Raw genomic sequence first — 18,286 nt, forward strand, 5'->3', positions numbered from 1 at the left:
AAATTAAAAATGTTTCACGTGAAACATTTTATTTATCTACTTGAATACCAGCTCCAGGTCCATCAGTAGCTATGGCAACGCCTGCTTCAGCAAATGTCTTCATATCTTTCATCATTTGAAGTGATGCGTCAATTAATTTCATGCCCAAGCTACAGATACAACCACCGCCTGTAGTTATATTTAAATCTAAATAATCAGGACATATAAACATTAGATAAGGATTGATAGCAGGAGCTAAAACTAAAGCGTATTTTAAAGCGATAGTGGATACTAAATCATCAGATAATGTCAATATACCATTGCTAGCAGCACCTATGGCGATACCTGCCATAAAAGCGATTTGTTGTAAATCTTCTGTAGGTGTTAAGGAAAGAAAACCGCGTTTACCGTAACGTAAATCACCATTAGGTAGACATAATTGTTGTTGAATATTTAAGCTAAATGTACCACAAATTTCTTTAGGATGAGTTTCACAGCAAGCTATGCCTAAAACTTCAACATTTTTGATTTTAGAGCCATAACTTATACCTTGTAACAGACTGAAGGATAATGTCTTTTCTGTGAGATTGGATTGTGGAATAGCAGTGAAATGATAATCTGCATTAGCATGATGAGCAAATGATTGAGTGAGTCGATGTTGTACGATACTACAGCTTTTTTCAGATGTTAAAACAATGATTTTTTTGCGTACAGATGTAGGTTTCACTTTTTTTACAATACCAGATATATGTTCAGCTATTTCTTCTAATCTACCTAAACTATAAATAGGTTTAGTCAGATTATCAATGCGAAATCTACATTGTTTTTGGATATCCGCGTCTAAAGCTGGAATATTGCGAGTGCGTTTTAATAATGTGGTCTTTGTATTTAAATCTGCTTGAGGAATGTTAGGGCGGATTAATTTATCTGTTTCAGCAAGTGCTGCTTGATATACAGATTGATAAGCTTCAATAGCACAGTCTAAGATATTAACAGCGATAGATGAGCCTGTAGCTTCGCCTAAGCGGAATTGTAAGTCCATGTATGGAGATAGATTTAATTTCTTTAAAATAGCGTTATGAGCTGGTTCAGCAGCTAAATGAGATGCCATGAGATAATTTGTTATTTCAGGGCAAATAGCTTGAGCGACTAAAGCAGCTGAGCCTGTATTAAAGCCATCTAAAACGACAAAGCAACGATTAGCGGCAGCACCTAATATTATGCCTGTGATACAAGCAAGTTCAAAGCCACCTAATTTACTAATGACATCAATACCATCATTAGGGTCAGGTTTATTTACTTTTAAAGCTTGTTTTACTACTTCAATTTTAATGGCAAGTCGTTCATCAGAAATATTAGTTCCTCTACCTGTTGCTTGTTTAGGTGTTAGATTACAAAGACAAGCTACCATAGCAGCACTTGATGTAGTGTTAGCGATGCCCATTTCTCCAGGCAAAAAACAGCGATATCCTTGTTTAGCATATTCATTTACAAGTTCTATACCAGTTTCAATAGCACGGATTGCTTGTTCACGAGTCATTGCAGGACCTTTAGCACAGTTTTGTGTGCCATGAGCGATTTTGCGGTCGATTAATCCAGGAATATCATCAACGGGAGCTTTGATACCCATATCTACAACTATCATATCAGAACCACAAAAATTAGACATGCAATTGGCTACAGCACCTTTAGAAATAAGGTAATTTTTAGTCATATGTGCTGTTGTTTCTTGAGGATAAGCGCTGACATTCATTTCAGCAACACCATGGTCGCCACAAGTTATGATAGTGAATTTTTTAGGAATTTCAGGGTGAATTTGACCTGTGATACCTACATAGCGCAATAATAGATTTTTTAACTCACCAAGACCATCTGCATTTGTCATGGTTTGAGCTAATTTATTTTCAACAAATTTAATCGCTCTTTGATCTGGTGGTAAGATTTTTTTTATAGTTTGATTAAGCAAGGACATTATTGTTCTCCTTTGTTACTTGTTTAAGGCTTAAGCCAATGCGATTGCGTTTAGCATCTACACTGATGACTAAAACATTTAAAATATCACCAACAGATACAACATCTAATGGGTGTTTTACATGTTTATTGCTTAATTCAGAGATATGAATAAGACCAGCAGTCTTGATACCAATGTCAACAAAAACACCGAAATCAGTGATATTACGAACTGTACCACGCATGATAGTACCCACTTTGATATCTTCTAATTTGATGATATTTTGGCGTGTAAGTGGTGCTGGTAAATCTTCACGTGGGTCGCGGCCTGGTTTTGTTAGAGCATCTAAGATATCTTTAACAGTAAAAACGCCAGCATTTAATTTAGTAGCTAATTTATCTATATCTACTAATTTGATTTTAGCCTTAAGTAAATCTAATTTATTTTTATCGGTTAAATCTTCAAGGGAAAATCCTAATTCAGCTAATATTTGCTCAGCAAGAGGATATGATTCAGGATGTACAGGCGTATTATCAAGTGGGCAAGTAGCACCATTGATGCGCAAAAATCCTGCACATTGAGTATAAGCTGTAGGTCCAAGACGAGAAACTTTTAATAGTTCTTTACGTGAAGTAAATATGCCATGTTCATCACGATATTTAATGATATTTTTAGCTACAGTAGCATTGATACCAGCAATATGTTTTAAAAGAGCAGCGGAAGCTGTATTTAGTTCTACACCTACATGGTTAACAGCAGCTTCAATAACAGCATCTAAAGTATTAGCTAATTCTTTTTGATTGACATCATGTTGATATTGACCGACGCCAATAGCTTTAGGTTCAATCTTTACAAGTTCCGCTAATGGGTCTTGAATACGACGAGCGATAGAGATAGCGCCACGAATAGTTACATCATATTCAGGTAATTCTTCTACAGCTAATTTGGAAGCAGAATAAACAGATGCGCCTGCTTCGTTAGTGATTAAATAATGAACAGGTAATTTATGTTCATTGATTAAATTAGCTACGAATTCTTCTGTTTCATAAGAAGCAGTACCATTGCCGATAGAGATTAAATTTACTTTATATTTTCGAATATAGTCTAATAATTTCTGTGCAGATTTTGCTTTAGCGTCATCACTCATAGTGATATATAATACACCATGGTCTAAAACTTGTCCTGTAGCATCGACAATTGCCATTTTACAACCTGTACGATATCCAGGGTCAAGTCCCATTACAGTATAGCCAGCTAGTGGTGCTTGTAAGAGCAATTGTTTGAGATTGGAAGCAAATACATGGATTGCTTGAGTCTGAGCTGTTTCCGTAAGCTGATTGCGAATTTCTCTTTCAAGTGCAGGGAAGATTAGACGTTTATAGGCATCAATGATTGCATTTGTAAGAAATTCTTTGTATGGACTATTTTGTTTTAAGATAAATTTAGTGATGATAGCAATATCTTTATCTATATCACTGATTAATTTTACTTTTAAAATATCTTTACTTTCACCGCGATTGATAGCTAAAATGCGATGTGATGGTAGATGTTTAATTGGTTCTGTATAATCTTCGTACATGAGAAAAGCTTCATCACTGTCAGCTTCTTTATCTCTAGTAATGCTCAATGAAGAAGTTTGCCAGAGGTGTTGGCGAAGTTTAGCACGAATATCCGCACTATCAGAAATAGTTTCGGCAATGATGTCAGAAGCGCCAGCGAGTGCTTCATCGCTAGAAGTTACTTCATCATTTAAATATTTCAAGGCGATGTCTTCAAGTTTTTCAGAGCTATCTTCTTGTTTCAAGATAAATTGAGCGAGTGGCTCTAAACCTTTTTCTTTAGCAATCATAGCACGAGTGCGTTTTTTCTGTTTATATGGTAGATATATGTCTTCAAGTTCTTGAAGTTTTTCTACTTTATCTATAGCCAAGGAGAGTTCAGGAGTCATTTTTCCTTGTTCTTCAATGCTATTTTTTATTTCATTTTGACGTTTAATTAAATTACGTACATAAATAAGCTTATCGTTTAAATCACGAAGTTGTTCATCCTTCATATCGCCAGTTGCTTCTTTACGATAACGTGCGATAAAAGGAATTGTATTACCTTCGTCTATGAGCTTTATAGCAGCATTTATTTGACTTGTTTTTAGTTTAAGTAGATTTGCTAGATAAGCTGTGATATTTTGTTCAAGCATAAAAAGTCTCCTTAATAAATGTTATTAGTAATTATATCATATAATATGAAAAAAAAGTTATAGATAAAAGCTCAAGAGTCAAACTCAATCTTAATTGACGAGGTTTTATCGCTGTGATAGAATTAACGCCATAGCAAAAAGTTTTTAGATATTACATAAAATTTATAATAATAGTGGGAGGATAAGAAAATATGCCTATAAAAATACCAAGTACATTACCAGCTTCACAAATACTAGAGAGCGAAAATATTTTCGTGATGGATACCGAAAGAGCTTATACACAAGATATTCGTCCCCTCAAGATTTTAATTTTAAATTTAATGCCTAATAAAACTGTTACAGAAACGCAATTATTAAGACTTTTAGGTAATACACCACTACAGATTGAAGTAGATTTTATTTATACAGAGTCTTATTTACCAAAACATACATCAATACAGTATTTATCTCAATTTTATGGTACTTTTGAAGATGTAAAAGATAAATATTATGATGGTTTTATCATCACAGGTGCACCTGTTGAACGTATGGAATATGAAGAAGTAGCATATTGGAAAGAGGTATGTGAAATTATGGATTGGAGCAGAAAACATGCTTGGTCTACTTTCCATATTTGTTGGGGTGCTTTTGCAGGACTTTATCATCATTATGGTATAAAAAAATATTATGAACCTAAAAAAGTATTTGGTGTATATAAACATCATTTAAATGTAAAACATGAAAAATTATTCCGTGGTTTTGATGATGAATTCTATGTACCACATTCTCGTCATATCGGTATGAAAAGAGAAGATATTGAAAAAGTAAAAGATTTAACTATTATGGCAGAAGGCGATGCAGGAGTTTATATTGTTGCTAATTTGAAAGATAATGAATTTTTCATTACAGGTCATGCGGAATATGATCCATATAGCTTGAAAAGCGAATATGATAGAGATATAAAAGCTGGTATGGATATGCATATTCCTATCAATTATTATCCTGATGATGATCCAACAAAAGAGCCGATTGTAAGATGGAGAAGTGTAGCTAACTTATTATTTAATAACTGGCTTAACTATTATGTATATCAGGAAACTCCATATGATATTGATACACTTAAACAAAATCCTAGACGTAAATAAATTAGATAAAGAGAGAAGCGTTTATTTTTATGTGTTTAAAAAAGATAGCTATAATTTTTAGCTTATGTTTATTGATTTGCAATATAGCTTTGGCAAAGACCTTGCCTAACCCTGATACAAGTGCAGTGTCAGCTTGTTTAATAGATGCTGATGATAATGGTGTATTATATGGTAAAGATGAAGATAAAATAATGCATCCTGCTAGTACCACAAAAATAATGACAGCCATTTTAGCTTTAGAAAGTGGCAAATTAGACGAGCCATTAGTGATAACGCCAGAAGCAGTGAATACAGAGCCTTCTTCTTTGGGTTTAAGATTAGGCGATAAAATAACTTTAAGAGAAGCTTTGACTGGTATGATGATAGTATCTGGCAATGATGCAGCCGTAGCTGTAGCGCAAACAGTAGCGGGAAGTGTACCAGCATTTGCTAAAATGATGAATGACAAAGCAAAAGAACTAGGGGCAGTAAATACGCATTTTCTAAATCCTCATGGACTTACAGCTCAAGGTCATTATTCTACTGCTCATGATATGGCAATTATTGCAAGTTATGCTATGAAAAAGCCTGAATTTAGAGAAATAGTAAGTAAAAAAGCATATAATATGAAATATATGGATGGTCATACTGAATATGTAACTACTACAAATCGCTTTTTAAAAAGTGGTTTTGAAGGTGCTAATGGCATAAAGACAGGTTTTACAAATGCAGCAGGAGATTGCTTAGTAGCTTCAGCTACACGTGGGCAAAAAACTTTGATTGCAGTATTTTACAATGATGATTATCGTTGGGACGATGCACCAGTTTGGCTTGAATTTGGCTTTAGCTTCTATGACCCTAGTGAATTGCAAGATAAAACTGTAGTGAATAAACAAAATGTAATTAAATTAAATAAAATTACAGAACAAAGAATAAAACACAGTAGAGAAACAAATAAAAATTTAGCAGCTTTAGATGCTGCAATTGTCAACAAAGCTAAAAGCTTAAATAATAAAACAACAGATGTAGCAGATACAGCACAACAAACAAAAGCAAAAGATGTAGATGTAGCTGAAAATACAAAAGTAGAAGTATCTAGTGATGTAGACAATAATATAAGTAATGATGAGTATAAAGAAAATAATAGTAGTGAAGAAAATGTCGAAGTTGTTTCTGATGTAACAACAGATATGAATACAACTGAGATAACAACATCAGAAGAATTAAACCCATCATTAGAAAAGTATGTATATTGATAAAAAACTCTTTGTTAAATATTGATTTTAATATTTAACAAAGAGTTTTTATTTTTAGGTAAGAAAGACAAAGCCTCCAGTTTTGATATGTACTATCTTTACTGAACAAAACCAGTAAGAAGGGTGTACATCAAAACTGGAGGCTTTATTTTTAAGGTGTTACTAAATGAACATTATTATGTTTGAAATAATCGTTGTATTTTGAGGAGAATTTATTATCGGAGATGATATAGTCCATATCTTTTAATTTAGCAAAAGTAACTAAGGAAACTTGGTCTATTTTTGTAGAATCTACTAATAAAATTTTAGTTTTACTGTTACTTGTAAGATATTTTTTTATATCTCCTTCCATTGGAGATGCATTTGTAGCACCATTTTCAATAGAAATACCTGTAGCAGCCAAAAAGCATTTTGAGATATTAAATCCTTCTAAAAATTGGAGAACACTTGCTCCAACAAAGGCATTAGATGGGCGATAAAGAGTGCCACCAGTAGCAATTATATTCATTTGTGGATAATGAAAAGCTTCATTAATTACATAAACATTAGCTGTTAAAATGGTAAGATTTTTCTTTTCTGCTAAATATGGAATCATATGCATTGTAGTAGTTCCAGAATCAATGTAAATAATGTCGTTATCGTCTACAAGATTTGCAGCTAATTTAGCTAGCTGTTTCTTTTTCGTCTTATTTTTTATTTCGCGAGCAGCAAATGGTTCTGGAATATTAGTTTGATTTCGCATAATGCCACCATAGACTTTTTTGATGGTACCACGCTTTTCTAATTCAGCAATATCTCTACGAATTGTATTTTTGGATACATTAAAGATTTCACATAAGTGGTTAATAGATAAAGTATTTTGTTCCTCTAAGAGGTTTTCAATATCATTTAAACGAGTTGCTTTCATCTTATACACCGCCTAATTATAATATTATCAAAAAATATGGTTTTAAATGGGTAAATTTTGGTTAATTTAATCATTTTTTATAATTATATTATTATTATTTGTTTTTTTCAAGATATTTATAACACAAAGATTTTATCGATTTTATAAGAGTTATATATTCTATAAGTTACTCAAATATATAAAAATATATATTAAATCTATTGACAAAATTACAAAAATGTATTAACTTATAATCAAAAGATAATCATAAAATAATCATAAAATTAATATTTTGTATCCGGGTTATATGGCTGGATTTTAATAATTAAGGAGTTGAATAGACATGGGCGTGTTTTTAGTTCCATCAAAAATCTTATCTGGTGTAGGTGCAATCAATGAATTAGGTGCTAATATTAAAGGAAAAGGAAATAAAGCATTAATTGTTACTGATAAATTTATGGTACAATTTGGTAATGTTGCAAAAGTTACCAATGCTCTTGATGCATGTAATATTGAATATGTGGTATATGATGGTATTAGTGGTGAACCAACAGATAAAATGGTAGCTGAAGGTGTAAAACTTTATCAAGAAAATGAATGTGATTTCTTGATTGGTTTAGGCGGCGGTAGCCCAATGGATAGTGCTAAGGCTATTGGTGTAATGGTAGCTAGTGATGCTAAAAAAATCAGTGATTTTATGCATAAATCAATAACTGTTAACGTACCATATTTAGTAGCTATTCCAACTACAGCAGGTACAGGTTCAGAAGCTACTCAATTTACAATTATTGCTGATACAGAAAATAATGTAAAAATGCTTTTAGCAGGTCCATCTGTATTACCAGCATTAGCAGTAGTTGATCCAGCATTTACAATGACAGCTCCTCCATCTGTTACAGCTGCAACAGGTGTTGATGCTCTTTGTCATGCAGTAGAAGCTTATACATCTAGAAAAGCACAACCACTTTCTGATACATTTGCATTATCTGCTATCAAAAAAATTCATAAAAATTTACCTATTTGTTTTGCTGATGGTAAAAATGAACAAGCTAGAATGCAGATGGCACTTGGTGCAACTGAAGCTGGCATAGCATTTAATAACTCTTCTGTAACAATTGTTCATGGAATGAGTCGTCCAATTGGAGCATTGTTCCATATTGCTCATGGTGTATCCAATGCAGTATTATTACCAGCTTGTATGGAATTTGCTATTCAAGAAAATACAGCAAGATTTGCTGAAATTGCACGTATTATGGAAGTAGCAACAGATGAAACTGATGATATGACAGCAGCTAAAGCTTTTGTAGCTGAAGTGACACGTTTCTGTAAAGAATTAAATATTCCTTCTGTTGAAGAAATTTTAAATAAAAATGGATTTACAAAAGATGATTTCTTAGCTCAATTAGACAAAATGGCTACAGATGCATTAGATAGTGGTAGCCCTGCAAATACAATGAGACAACCAACTAAAGAAGAAATCATTGAAATCTACAAAAAATTATTTTAATTGATATATAATTAAGGAGTAAAAACTATGGCATTAGCTAAATTAAGTGAGCTTTTGAGCTCTGTAAAAGATAATAGTTATGCAATTGGTTCATTTAATGTTTCAAATATGGAAATGGCAATGGGAGCAATAAAAGCAGCAGAAAAAATGCAAGCCCCTATTATCATTCAGATTGCAGAAGGAAGACTTAGATATTCTCCATTAGAAATTTTAGGGCCAATCATGATGGCAGCAGCAAAAAATACAACTGTGCCAATCGCCGTACATTTAGATCATGGTGGAACTATGGAAACAATAAAATTAGCTCTTGAATTGGGCTTTACATCTGTAATGTTTGATGGTTCTAAATATCCTCTTGAAGAAAATATCGCACGCACAAAAGAAGTAATTGCTTTGGCAAAATCCTATGGTGCTGATGTAGAAGCAGAGATCGGTCGTGTAGGTGGCGCAGAAGGTGATTATAAAGCAGTAGATATTGCACTTACTAGTGTAGAAGAAGCAAAATGCTTTGCAGAAGAAACAAAAGTAGATGCTTTAGCTGTAGCTATTGGTACTGCTCATGGTAATTATAAAGAAACACCAAAATTGCGTATTGATAGATTAAAAGAAATTGCATCTGAAGTTAGTTGTCCACTTGTATTACATGGTGGCACAGGTCTTACAGAACAAGATTTTAAAAACTGTATTGCAGGTGGTATTAAAAAGATAAATATAGCGACTGCTTCTTATGATAGTGTAGCTAAACGTTTTAAAGAAGTGGCAAAAGAAGATCCAGATGCAAATTATTTTACATTTAGTGATGCTGCTGTAAATGCTACTTGTGAAAATATTATGAGACATATGGAAATATTTGGCTTGAAAAATAAATTATAATTCGGCAAATATATAGATTAAGGAGAGAATAACATGGCTTTAATAGAATTTGATCAAAATAAACCAATGGATATAGTTTTAATTGGTAGAGCTGCTATTGATTTTAACCCAAATGAAATACATCGTACTTTAGATAAAGTAAGAACTTTCACTATGTATGTAGGAGGTAGCCCTGCAAATATTGCTGTAGGTGTTAATAAACTTGGTAAAAAAGTAGGATTTATTGGTGCTGTATCTGATGATCAATTTGGTGATTTCATCATTAATTTCTTCAATGATAGAGGTATTGATACAACTCAGATCGTAAGAGCTAAAAATGGTGAAAAACTTGGTCTTACTTTCACTGAAATTAAAAGTCCAACAGAAAGCAGTATTTTGATGTATAGAAATATGGCTGCTGATTTTGTAATTACTCCAGAAGATGTGTCTGAAGAATATATTGCACAAAGCAAAATCTTATTAGTATCTGGTACAGCTCTTGCAGCAAGCCCATCTCGTGAAGCTTGTCTTATGGCAATTAATTATGCTAAAAAGCATGGTACAAAAGTTATTTTTGATATTGACTATCGTGAATACAACTGGAGAAGTAAAGCAGATATTGCTGTTTACTATTCTTTAGTTGGACGCATGAGCGATGTTATTATTGGCTCTCGTGAAGAATTTAATTTAACTGAATATTTACCAGAAGAAAATGATGTAGCAGATTATGAAATAGCAGAAAAATATTTAAATTATGGTAATCAAATTGTTATTATTAAACATGGTAAAAAAGGTTCTGTAGCTTATGGCGCAGATAAAGAAGCTTTTAAAGTTGATTCTTATAAAATTAAACTTTTAAAATCCTTTGGTGGTGGAGATGCTTATGCTTCTGCATTTATCTATGGTCTTTTAGAAGGTTGGAGCTTAGCAGATTCTCTTCGTCATGGTACAGCACATGCAGCTATGGTTGTTGCTAGTCATAGCTGTTCTGAAGCAATGCAAGATGCACCAGCTATTGATGCTTTTATTCAAGAACATGCAGCTGAACAAGTTATTACTCCTGTTGAATGGAAGGTAGTGTTATAATGGCTGAAGCAAAATTTGGTAAAATGGGTGCACAATTAAAACATGGTTATAATAGTGCGACTATTTGTGAAAGCAATATGATGATGGACATTGGTATTCAAGTTATGAGTGCTGGTGAAAAACTTACTTTTAACGAACAAGCAAAAGAAGTTGCCTATGTAATTTTAACTGGTGAAGTAAAAATATCTTGGGAAAATAATACAGAAGTAATGAAACGTACTTCTTTATTTGATGAAAATCCTACTTGTTTGCATGTACCATTAGCTACAGAAGTTACTATAGAAGCTGTAGTAGATTCTGAGGTTTTAATCCAAAAAACAGAAAACGATACAAAATTTGCTCCTAAATTCTATTATCCAGAAGATGTACAAGCTGATGTCTTCGGTGGAGGTGTATGGAGCGGTACAGCAACAAGAACTGTTCGTACAATTTTTGATTATGAAAATGCGCCATATTCTAATATGGTAAATGGTGAAGTTATCAATAGCCCAGGTCGTTGGTCTAGTTATATACCACATTTTCATCCACAGCCAGAAGTATATGTATATAAATTTGACCGTCCACAAGGTTTTGGTGCAGCTTTTATTGGTGAAGATACCTTCCGTACAGAAACTAATGCATATGTAGCAATTCCTGGTGGTGATATACATCCACAGGTAACAGCTCCAGGTTATGCTATGTGGTATAGCTGGATGATAAGACATCTTCCAGATGATCCTTGGGCCAAAACTCGTATTGTATGTGAAGAACATGCTTGGCTTGAAGAAGATGGAGCAGAAGCAAAAATTTGGGATCCTCTAAAGAAATAAAATAAATTAAAAATAGAAAAATGGAAAAGCTATAATTTTGAATTATCAAGATTATAGCTTTTTTGTTTTTAAAAATGTTTAAAAATATAAAATATTATTAAAAAGATAATATAAACCTATTTTTTAGTTAATATTATATCTATAGTATTCTTTTATTATATGCTATAGTATTAATTGTAAAGGCAAGGTAGAAAACGAAATTTTATGTACATAAAGATAAATATTGCCCGTAGAAGCAAAATAGATATTGCAATCGGAAAAGAAAGGATTAGATAATAATGGCAAATACAGTTCGTCTTACAGTAGCACAAGCTTTAGTAAAATTTTTAAATAATCAATACATCGAATTTGATGGTAAACAAAATAAAATGTTTAAAGGTATCTTCACTATTTTTGGTCATGGTAATGTTGTTGGTCTTGGTGAAGCTTTAGAAAATGATCCAGGTGATTTAATTGTACATCAAGGTCGTAATGAACAAGGTATGGCTCATGCAGCAATGGGTTATGCAAAACAAAAAAGAAGAAAACAAATTTATGCATGTACTTCTTCTGTAGGACCTGGTGCAGCAAATATGGTAACAGCAGCAGCAACTGCAACTGCTAACTGCATACCAGTATTATTTTTACCTGGTGATGTATATGCAACTCGTCAGCCAGATCCAGTTCTTCAACAAATGGAACAACCACATGATTTATCTATTAGTACAAATGATGCTTTTCGTGCTGTATCTAAATATTGGGATAGAATTACTCGTCCTGAACAGTTGATGAGTGCATGTATCAATGCAATGCGTGTATTGACTGATCCAGCTGATACTGGTGCAGTAACAATTGCACTTCCTCAAGATGTTGAAGGTGAAGCATATGATTATCCAGAATACTTCTTCCAGAAACGTGTTCATCGCATTGACCGCCGTCCTGCAACAAAAGCTATGGTTGAAGATGCAATTAAATTAATCACTGCTAAGAAAAAACCAATGCTCATTTGTGGTGGTGGTGTAAAATATTCTGAAGCTTGGGATACATTTAGAGAATTTGCTCATAAATATAATATTCCATTTGGCGAAACACAAGCAGGTAAAGGGGTTATCGTTTGGGATGATCCAATGAATTTAAATGGTCTTGGTGAAACAGGTTGTATAGCTGCTAATGAAATTGCTAAAGAAGCTGACCTTGTAATTGGTGTTGGTACTAGATATACAGACTTTACGACATCTTCTAAATGGATTTTCCAAAATCCAGAAGTTTCTTTCTTAAATATCAATGTTTCTGAATTCCATGCATATAAATTAGATGGTGTACAGGTTGTAGCTGATGCTAAAGTAGCACTTGAAGCTATTGATGCTGAACTTGAAAAAACTGGCTGGAAATCTTCTTATACTACAGAAATTGCTGCTGCTAAAGCAAAATATGTAGCAGAAACTGATCGTTTATACAACTTAGAATATACAGGTAAAGATTTTGTTCCAGAAATTGATGATGCTTTAGATACAGATAAAGTATATGAAGAATTCCACAATATTACAGGTTCCTATCTAACTCAAAGCCGTGCATTTGGTATTATTAATCAATTTGTTGCTAAAAATGGTGGCGTTGTAGTAGGTGCATCTGGTTCTTTACCAGGAGATTTACAAAGAGGTTGGCGTGTATATAACCCTAATACTTACCATGTTGAATATGGTTTCTCTTGTATGGGTTATGAAGTAAATGCTTCTTTAGGTGTAAAAATGGCTGAACCTGATAAAGAAGTATATACTATGGTTGGCGATGGTGCATACATGATGCTTCATTCTGAACTTCCTACGTCTATTCAAGAACATAAAAAGATTAATGTTATGTTATTTGACAATATGACATTTGGTTGTATTAATAATCTTGAAATTGAACATGGTATGGGTAGCTTTGGTACAGAATTCCGTTTCAGAAATGAAAAAACTGGTAAATTAGATGGTGGCTTTGTACCAGTAGATTTTGCGATGAATGCAGCTTCTTATGGTTGCAAAACTTATAAAGCAACAACTGTAGAAGAATTAAAAGCAGCTTTAGAAGATGCTGAAAAACAAACAGTATCTACATTAATAGATATCAAAGTATTACCAAAAACAATGCTTCATGGTTATGGTCATTGGTGGCGTGTAGGTCAGCCTCAAGTTTCTAAGAGTGAAACTGTTCGTAAGGCATATGAAGCACTTAAAGTAGAACTTGCAAAAGCTAGACAATATTAATTGAAATATTAAAATGAATAAAAGTCCCATAATTTTATGGGACTTTTTTAGTATGATTTATTGGAGTGTAATAAAAATGAAAGTAGTAGCATTTAATGGTAGCCCTAGAAAAGGCGGTAATTGTGAACAAGCGTTAAATTTTATGGGAGAAGTATTTAATAACAATGGTATAGATTTTGAAATTGTACAAGTTGGTAATAAAATGATAAGAGGATGTTTAGCTTGTTATCATTGTTTACAGACTGGCAGTAGTTATTGTGTGCAAAAAGATGATGTTAATGAATGGATTGATAAAATGCTAGAAGCTGATGGTATAATCTTAGCATCTCCAGTTTATTATGGTGGTATATCAGGTACAATGAAATGCTTTTTAGATCGAGCTTTTTTAGCTGCTGGTCATAAACTTCATCATAAAGTAGGAGCATCTATAGTAACTGCTCGTCGTTCTGGAGCATTAGAAACATTTCAGCAATTAAATGCTTATCTTAATACCATGGAAATGATAATGCCAACAGCAGATTATTGGAATAATCTTCATGGATTAGATGTAGGAGAAATAAATCAAGATATTGAAGGCATTGAAGTTGTACAAAAATTAGCTCGTAATATGGCTTGGATAATGAAAGTAATAGAAGCAAGTAAAGACAAGATTGATCCACCAGAAACAAAACCACGTACTATGACTAATTTTATACGTTAGAAATAAAAAAGAGTCTTGTTATCAAGGCTCTTTTTTTGCTAAACTAGAGAAAAGAATAAATATGTATTTTGAGGAGTAAAGTTGTATGACAAAAACAGCAAGACAATTACAAGAAGAAGGATTATTATACGATGTTTTTGAACAAGAATTAACTGATATAAAAGATAGAACATATGGTTTAGTCAGTGAATTGAGTAGAGTTAGTCATTTTGATACGGAATATGTAATGTCTTTAGTAAGAAAAATAGTAGCGAAAATAGGTCAAGATAGCTATATTGTGCCACCATTTCGTTGTGATTATGGTGACCATGTATTTATTGGCAATAACACATATATAAATTACAATTGTTGCTTTTTAGACTCAGCAAAAGTTACGATTGGCGATTATGTGTATATGGGGCCAAATTGTAATATTTTCACACCATGTCATCCTATTCATTATGAACTACGTAAGGAAAAAGTAACTGAATACGCACTTCCTGTAACAGTAGGTTCACATAGCTGGATTGGTGGAGATGTAGTCATCACTCCAGGTGTTACTATTGGTGAAAATTGCGTCATTGGTGCAGGTTCTGTAGTAACAAAAGATATTCCAGATAATTCAATTGCTGTAGGTAATCCTTGTAAAGTAATTAGACAGGTAAATGATAAAGACAGAGAATATATAAATAGTTTGATTTTGGATGATGAAACAAAAGATAGCAAATATAAACAAGAAAATGGTTATGTTTATAGTGCCAAAGATGAAGCTATTTTTAATATAGTGAAAGATACAGTTCATTATGTAGAGATTTTAAATAAATTATCTAATAGTGAAATTCAGCGTCGTAGAGATTTCTTAAGAACTTTTGTGGCAAAATTAGATGAAGGTGCTATGATTAATAGTCCATTTTATATGGAATTTGCAAATCATTTAGAAATGGGTGTAAATAGCTTTATCAATTATGACTGTATCATGCTTAATAATGCGATGGTAAAATTGGGTGATAATGTATTAGTTGGGCCAAAAGTAAGTTTCTATACAGCTATACATCCAATTGACGCTAAACAACGTGAACAATGGCTTGTATATGCTAAGCCAATAACTGTTGAAGATAATGTATGGATTGGTGGTTCAGCTACTATTTTAGGTGGCGTAACTATTGGTAAAAATGCCATTGTAGGTGCTGGTGCAGTAGTAACAAAAGACGTTGAGCCAAATACAATAGTAGTGGGTAATCCTGCTAGAGTTTTGCGTAAAATCACAGCAGAAGATAGTAAGAAATATCAAGAAGAATTAGCAAAACAAAAAGATGTAAATAAAAGTGAATTTGATTATTGTAAGCCGCACACTTGTGATTTTAATCATGAGTTAGGCAAACAAAATAGTCAGCGTATATAGAAATATGTACGTAGAGATAGACAAAGAGCTATCCAATACTGTTTGAATTGCTGGAAAACCCTAAAGATATTTGAACTACAACGTAAACATGAAATAAAGTTAAGCGTGAATGTGGCGAAAGCAGAAAAAATCAGATATATAGCATAAGGTTAAATCCTAAGTGCTGAAAAATGGATAATCAGCAGCGAAGCTCCGAAAAGGAGAACGTTCAACGACTATTCCTCTTGAGGGAAGTACTCAGTAAGCGATTGACTGAGGAAGTGGACAGACTCTAACAGGTAAAGCTGAGGGATAAGATATAGTCTGTGCCGTTATGAAAGTAACGGAAGTTCATAAGAGAACTGTATAGAAAGTAGCGTTTCTATATGAACGAGACCTCATAATACGACTAAAGTAAAACCTAGAGTTCTTGTATATGTTATTTAAAATATATAAACACTTGTTATATTACTATAGATATGTCATGATTATATTGAGTGACAGTATGAAAGTAATTCATGGTAGAGGATATAAATTATAGAATATATCTAAAATCAGAAGAAAGAGTAAGTGTTTATTATGGAAAAAGCTTATAAATTTAGGATATACCCTAACAAAACACAAGAGTGTTTACTTCAAAAAACTTTTGGCTGTGTACGTTTTATATATAATCACTTTTTAGATAAAAGAATTAAAGCATATGAACAAAATAAGAAGACTATAAGTTATAACGAATGTTCAAAAGAGCTTACTCAATTAAAAAAAGAAAAAAAGTGGCTCAAAGAACCAGATAAATCCTCTTTACAAAATGCTTTAAAGAATTTAGATACAGCTTATAAAAACTTTTTTAATAGACAAAAAGCAGGCTTTCCTAAATTCAAATCTAAAAAGAATCGGTATAAATCGTACAAAACAAATATGACAAATAACAACATTGTATTTTTAGAAAATAAAATAAAACTACCTAAAATAGGCAAGATTAAAACAAGAGATAAATATCGCCAAATAGAAGGTAGAATTTTAAGTGCGACAGTATCACAAACTCCTAGTGGAAAATATTACGTTGCACTATGTTGTACAGACCTGCCTCAACCTGAACTCATCAAAACGAATAAATATGTTGGCTTAGATTTAGGGATAAAAGATTTTGTCATAACCTCAGATGCAGTAAAATATAGCAATCCTAAATACTTGCAAAAATCACTGACTAGATTAGCTAAACTCCAAAGAGAGCTTTCTCGAAAAACAAAAGGAAGCTCAAATTGGGAAAAGGCTAGAGTAAAAGTGGCTAAATTGCATGATAGAATTGCCAATCAAAGACATAATTTACTACATCAAGTAACATGTCAACTTATCAGAAATTACGATGTAATCTGTCTTGAAGATTTACAAGTTGAAAACATGATGAAAAATCATAAATTAGCAAGAAATATAGCTGATGTTAGTTGGTCAGAGTTTATGAGACAACTAACATATAAAGCAAAATGGTTTGGCAGGGTTATTGTCAAAATAGACAAATTTTATCCTTCAAGCCAATTATGTCATATTTGTGGGTATAAAAATATTGAAGTAAAAAACTTAAATGTTAGAAAATGGAATTGTCCTAAATGTAAAACACATCACGATAGGGATGTAAATGCAGCTATAAATATTAGAAATGAAGGATTAAGAATATTAAACATAGCATAAATAACATATACAAGAACCGTAGGAACTATGGGGATAGCTCGGAGATACTGTATTCGTTAGAATACTTGACCGAGAATTCTGCGACTTTAGTCGTGGGAGGTTCAGAAGATGATGGCTGGTCAATGGTATAATGCAATGGATTATTCTATGTTGAAAATGCGTCAAGAAAATAATAAAAAGACAGAAGCATATAGCAGAATAACTATAAATACTTTGTCTTATAAAGATAGAATAGCAAAAGCTATTGTTAAAGAATTTGGTGAAAATGCTAATATCATACCACCGTTTACTTGTGATTATGGTTGTAATGTAAAAGTAGGAAATAATACAGTTATTAATCATAGTGGTGTATTTTTGGATACGAATGAAATCAATATTGGTAAACATGCTTTAATTGGGCCAAAATCTGGGCTTTATGGAGCTATACATCCTTTTGATGTAGAAGCTAGAAATGAAGGCATTGAAAAAGCAAAGACAATTAATATCGGTGATGGTGCTTGGCTTGGTGGTAAAGTAACAGTAGTACCAGGTGTAAGCATTGGTAAACATTCAGTGATTGGTGCAGGTTCAGTAGTAACAAAAGATATACCAGATGATGTAGTAGCAGTAGGTAATCCTTGTCGAGTGATTAGAAAAATTACAGAAGATGACAAAATAAATCCAATTCGCAAAAAATAAATAGATAATGA

The 18,286-nt window shown here is 32.6% G+C and carries 14 protein-coding genes; 11 read left to right on the forward strand and 3 right to left on the reverse strand.

Annotated elements, in window-relative coordinates:
* Positions 1-28: 28 nt before the first annotated feature.
* Together cobT and GXM21_RS00120 are read right to left on the reverse strand one after the other, a co-directional pair.
* Positions 29-1,951, reverse strand: coding sequence for a nicotinate-nucleotide--dimethylbenzimidazole phosphoribosyltransferase (cobT, locus tag GXM21_RS00115; RefSeq protein WP_008539200.1), 1,923 nt, complete (start codon positions 1,949-1,951; stop codon positions 29-31).
* Positions 1,938-4,124, reverse strand: a complete 2,187-nt coding sequence (locus GXM21_RS00120; RefSeq protein WP_008539199.1) for a Tex family protein — start codon at positions 4,122-4,124, stop codon at positions 1,938-1,940. The genes cobT and GXM21_RS00120 overlap by 14 nt, the downstream gene beginning before the upstream one ends.
* Positions 4,125-4,315: 191 nt before the next feature.
* On the opposite strand from GXM21_RS00120, the gene metA reads away from it, so the two are divergent.
* Positions 4,316-5,248, forward strand: a complete 933-nt coding sequence (metA, locus tag GXM21_RS00125) for a homoserine O-acetyltransferase MetA (protein ID WP_008539197.1) — start codon at positions 4,316-4,318, stop codon at positions 5,246-5,248.
* Between the two features lie 29 nt (positions 5,249-5,277).
* Complete coding sequence (locus GXM21_RS00130) at positions 5,278-6,483, forward strand: D-alanyl-D-alanine carboxypeptidase family protein (protein ID WP_008539196.1); 1,206 nt, start codon at positions 5,278-5,280, stop codon at positions 6,481-6,483.
* A 151-nt stretch (positions 6,484-6,634) separates the two neighbouring features.
* Here GXM21_RS00130 and GXM21_RS00135 read toward each other — a convergent pair whose 3' ends face one another.
* Entirely contained in the window at positions 6,635-7,390 is a 756-nt protein-coding gene (locus GXM21_RS00135) for a DeoR/GlpR family DNA-binding transcription regulator (RefSeq protein WP_008539195.1), read from the reverse strand.
* A gap of 322 nt (positions 7,391-7,712) precedes the next feature.
* Between GXM21_RS00135 and GXM21_RS00140 the strand changes: the two genes are divergently transcribed.
* From GXM21_RS00140 to GXM21_RS00180, 9 genes are all read left to right on the forward strand, one after another.
* Positions 7,713-8,876, forward strand: a complete 1,164-nt coding sequence (locus tag GXM21_RS00140; protein ID WP_008539194.1) for an iron-containing alcohol dehydrogenase — start codon at positions 7,713-7,715, stop codon at positions 8,874-8,876.
* 27 nt (positions 8,877-8,903) lie between these two features.
* Positions 8,904-9,749 carry a class II fructose-bisphosphate aldolase gene (locus GXM21_RS00145; RefSeq protein ID WP_008539193.1) on the forward strand — a complete coding sequence of 282 codons (846 nt, stop codon included), beginning with the start codon at positions 8,904-8,906 and terminating at the stop codon, positions 9,747-9,749.
* Positions 9,750-9,782: 33 nt separating this feature from the next.
* Complete coding sequence (gene iolC / locus GXM21_RS00150; RefSeq protein ID WP_008539192.1) at positions 9,783-10,814, forward strand: 5-dehydro-2-deoxygluconokinase; 1,032 nt, start codon at positions 9,783-9,785, stop codon at positions 10,812-10,814.
* Complete coding sequence (locus tag GXM21_RS00155; protein ID WP_008539191.1) at positions 10,814-11,623, forward strand: 5-deoxy-glucuronate isomerase; 810 nt, start codon at positions 10,814-10,816, stop codon at positions 11,621-11,623. Before iolC ends, GXM21_RS00155 begins: the two co-directional genes overlap by 1 nt.
* A gap of 278 nt (positions 11,624-11,901) precedes the next feature.
* Positions 11,902-13,848 (forward strand): 3D-(3,5/4)-trihydroxycyclohexane-1,2-dione acylhydrolase (decyclizing), encoded by a 1,947-nt coding sequence (gene iolD / locus GXM21_RS00160; protein WP_008539190.1) that lies wholly within the window; start codon positions 11,902-11,904, stop codon positions 13,846-13,848.
* Between the two features lie 76 nt (positions 13,849-13,924).
* Complete coding sequence (locus GXM21_RS00165) at positions 13,925-14,548, forward strand: flavodoxin family protein (protein ID WP_008539188.1); 624 nt, start codon at positions 13,925-13,927, stop codon at positions 14,546-14,548.
* Positions 14,549-14,633: 85 nt separating this feature from the next.
* Positions 14,634-15,929, forward strand: coding sequence for a sugar O-acetyltransferase (locus tag GXM21_RS13105; protein WP_008539186.1), 1,296 nt, complete (start codon positions 14,634-14,636; stop codon positions 15,927-15,929).
* A 558-nt stretch (positions 15,930-16,487) separates the two neighbouring features.
* Positions 16,488-17,597 carry an IS200/IS605 family element RNA-guided endonuclease TnpB gene (tnpB, locus tag GXM21_RS00175; RefSeq protein ID WP_163604654.1) on the forward strand — a complete coding sequence of 370 codons (1,110 nt, stop codon included), beginning with the start codon at positions 16,488-16,490 and terminating at the stop codon, positions 17,595-17,597.
* Positions 17,598-17,705: 108 nt separating this feature from the next.
* On the forward strand, positions 17,706-18,275 hold the full coding sequence (locus GXM21_RS00180; protein ID WP_008539180.1) for a sugar O-acetyltransferase: 570 nt from the start codon (positions 17,706-17,708) through the stop codon (positions 18,273-18,275).
* Positions 18,276-18,286 lie beyond the last annotated feature (11 nt).

This window comes from Megamonas funiformis, from assembly GCF_010669225.1.
Lineage (GTDB): Bacteria > Bacillota > Negativicutes > Selenomonadales > Selenomonadaceae > Megamonas > Megamonas funiformis.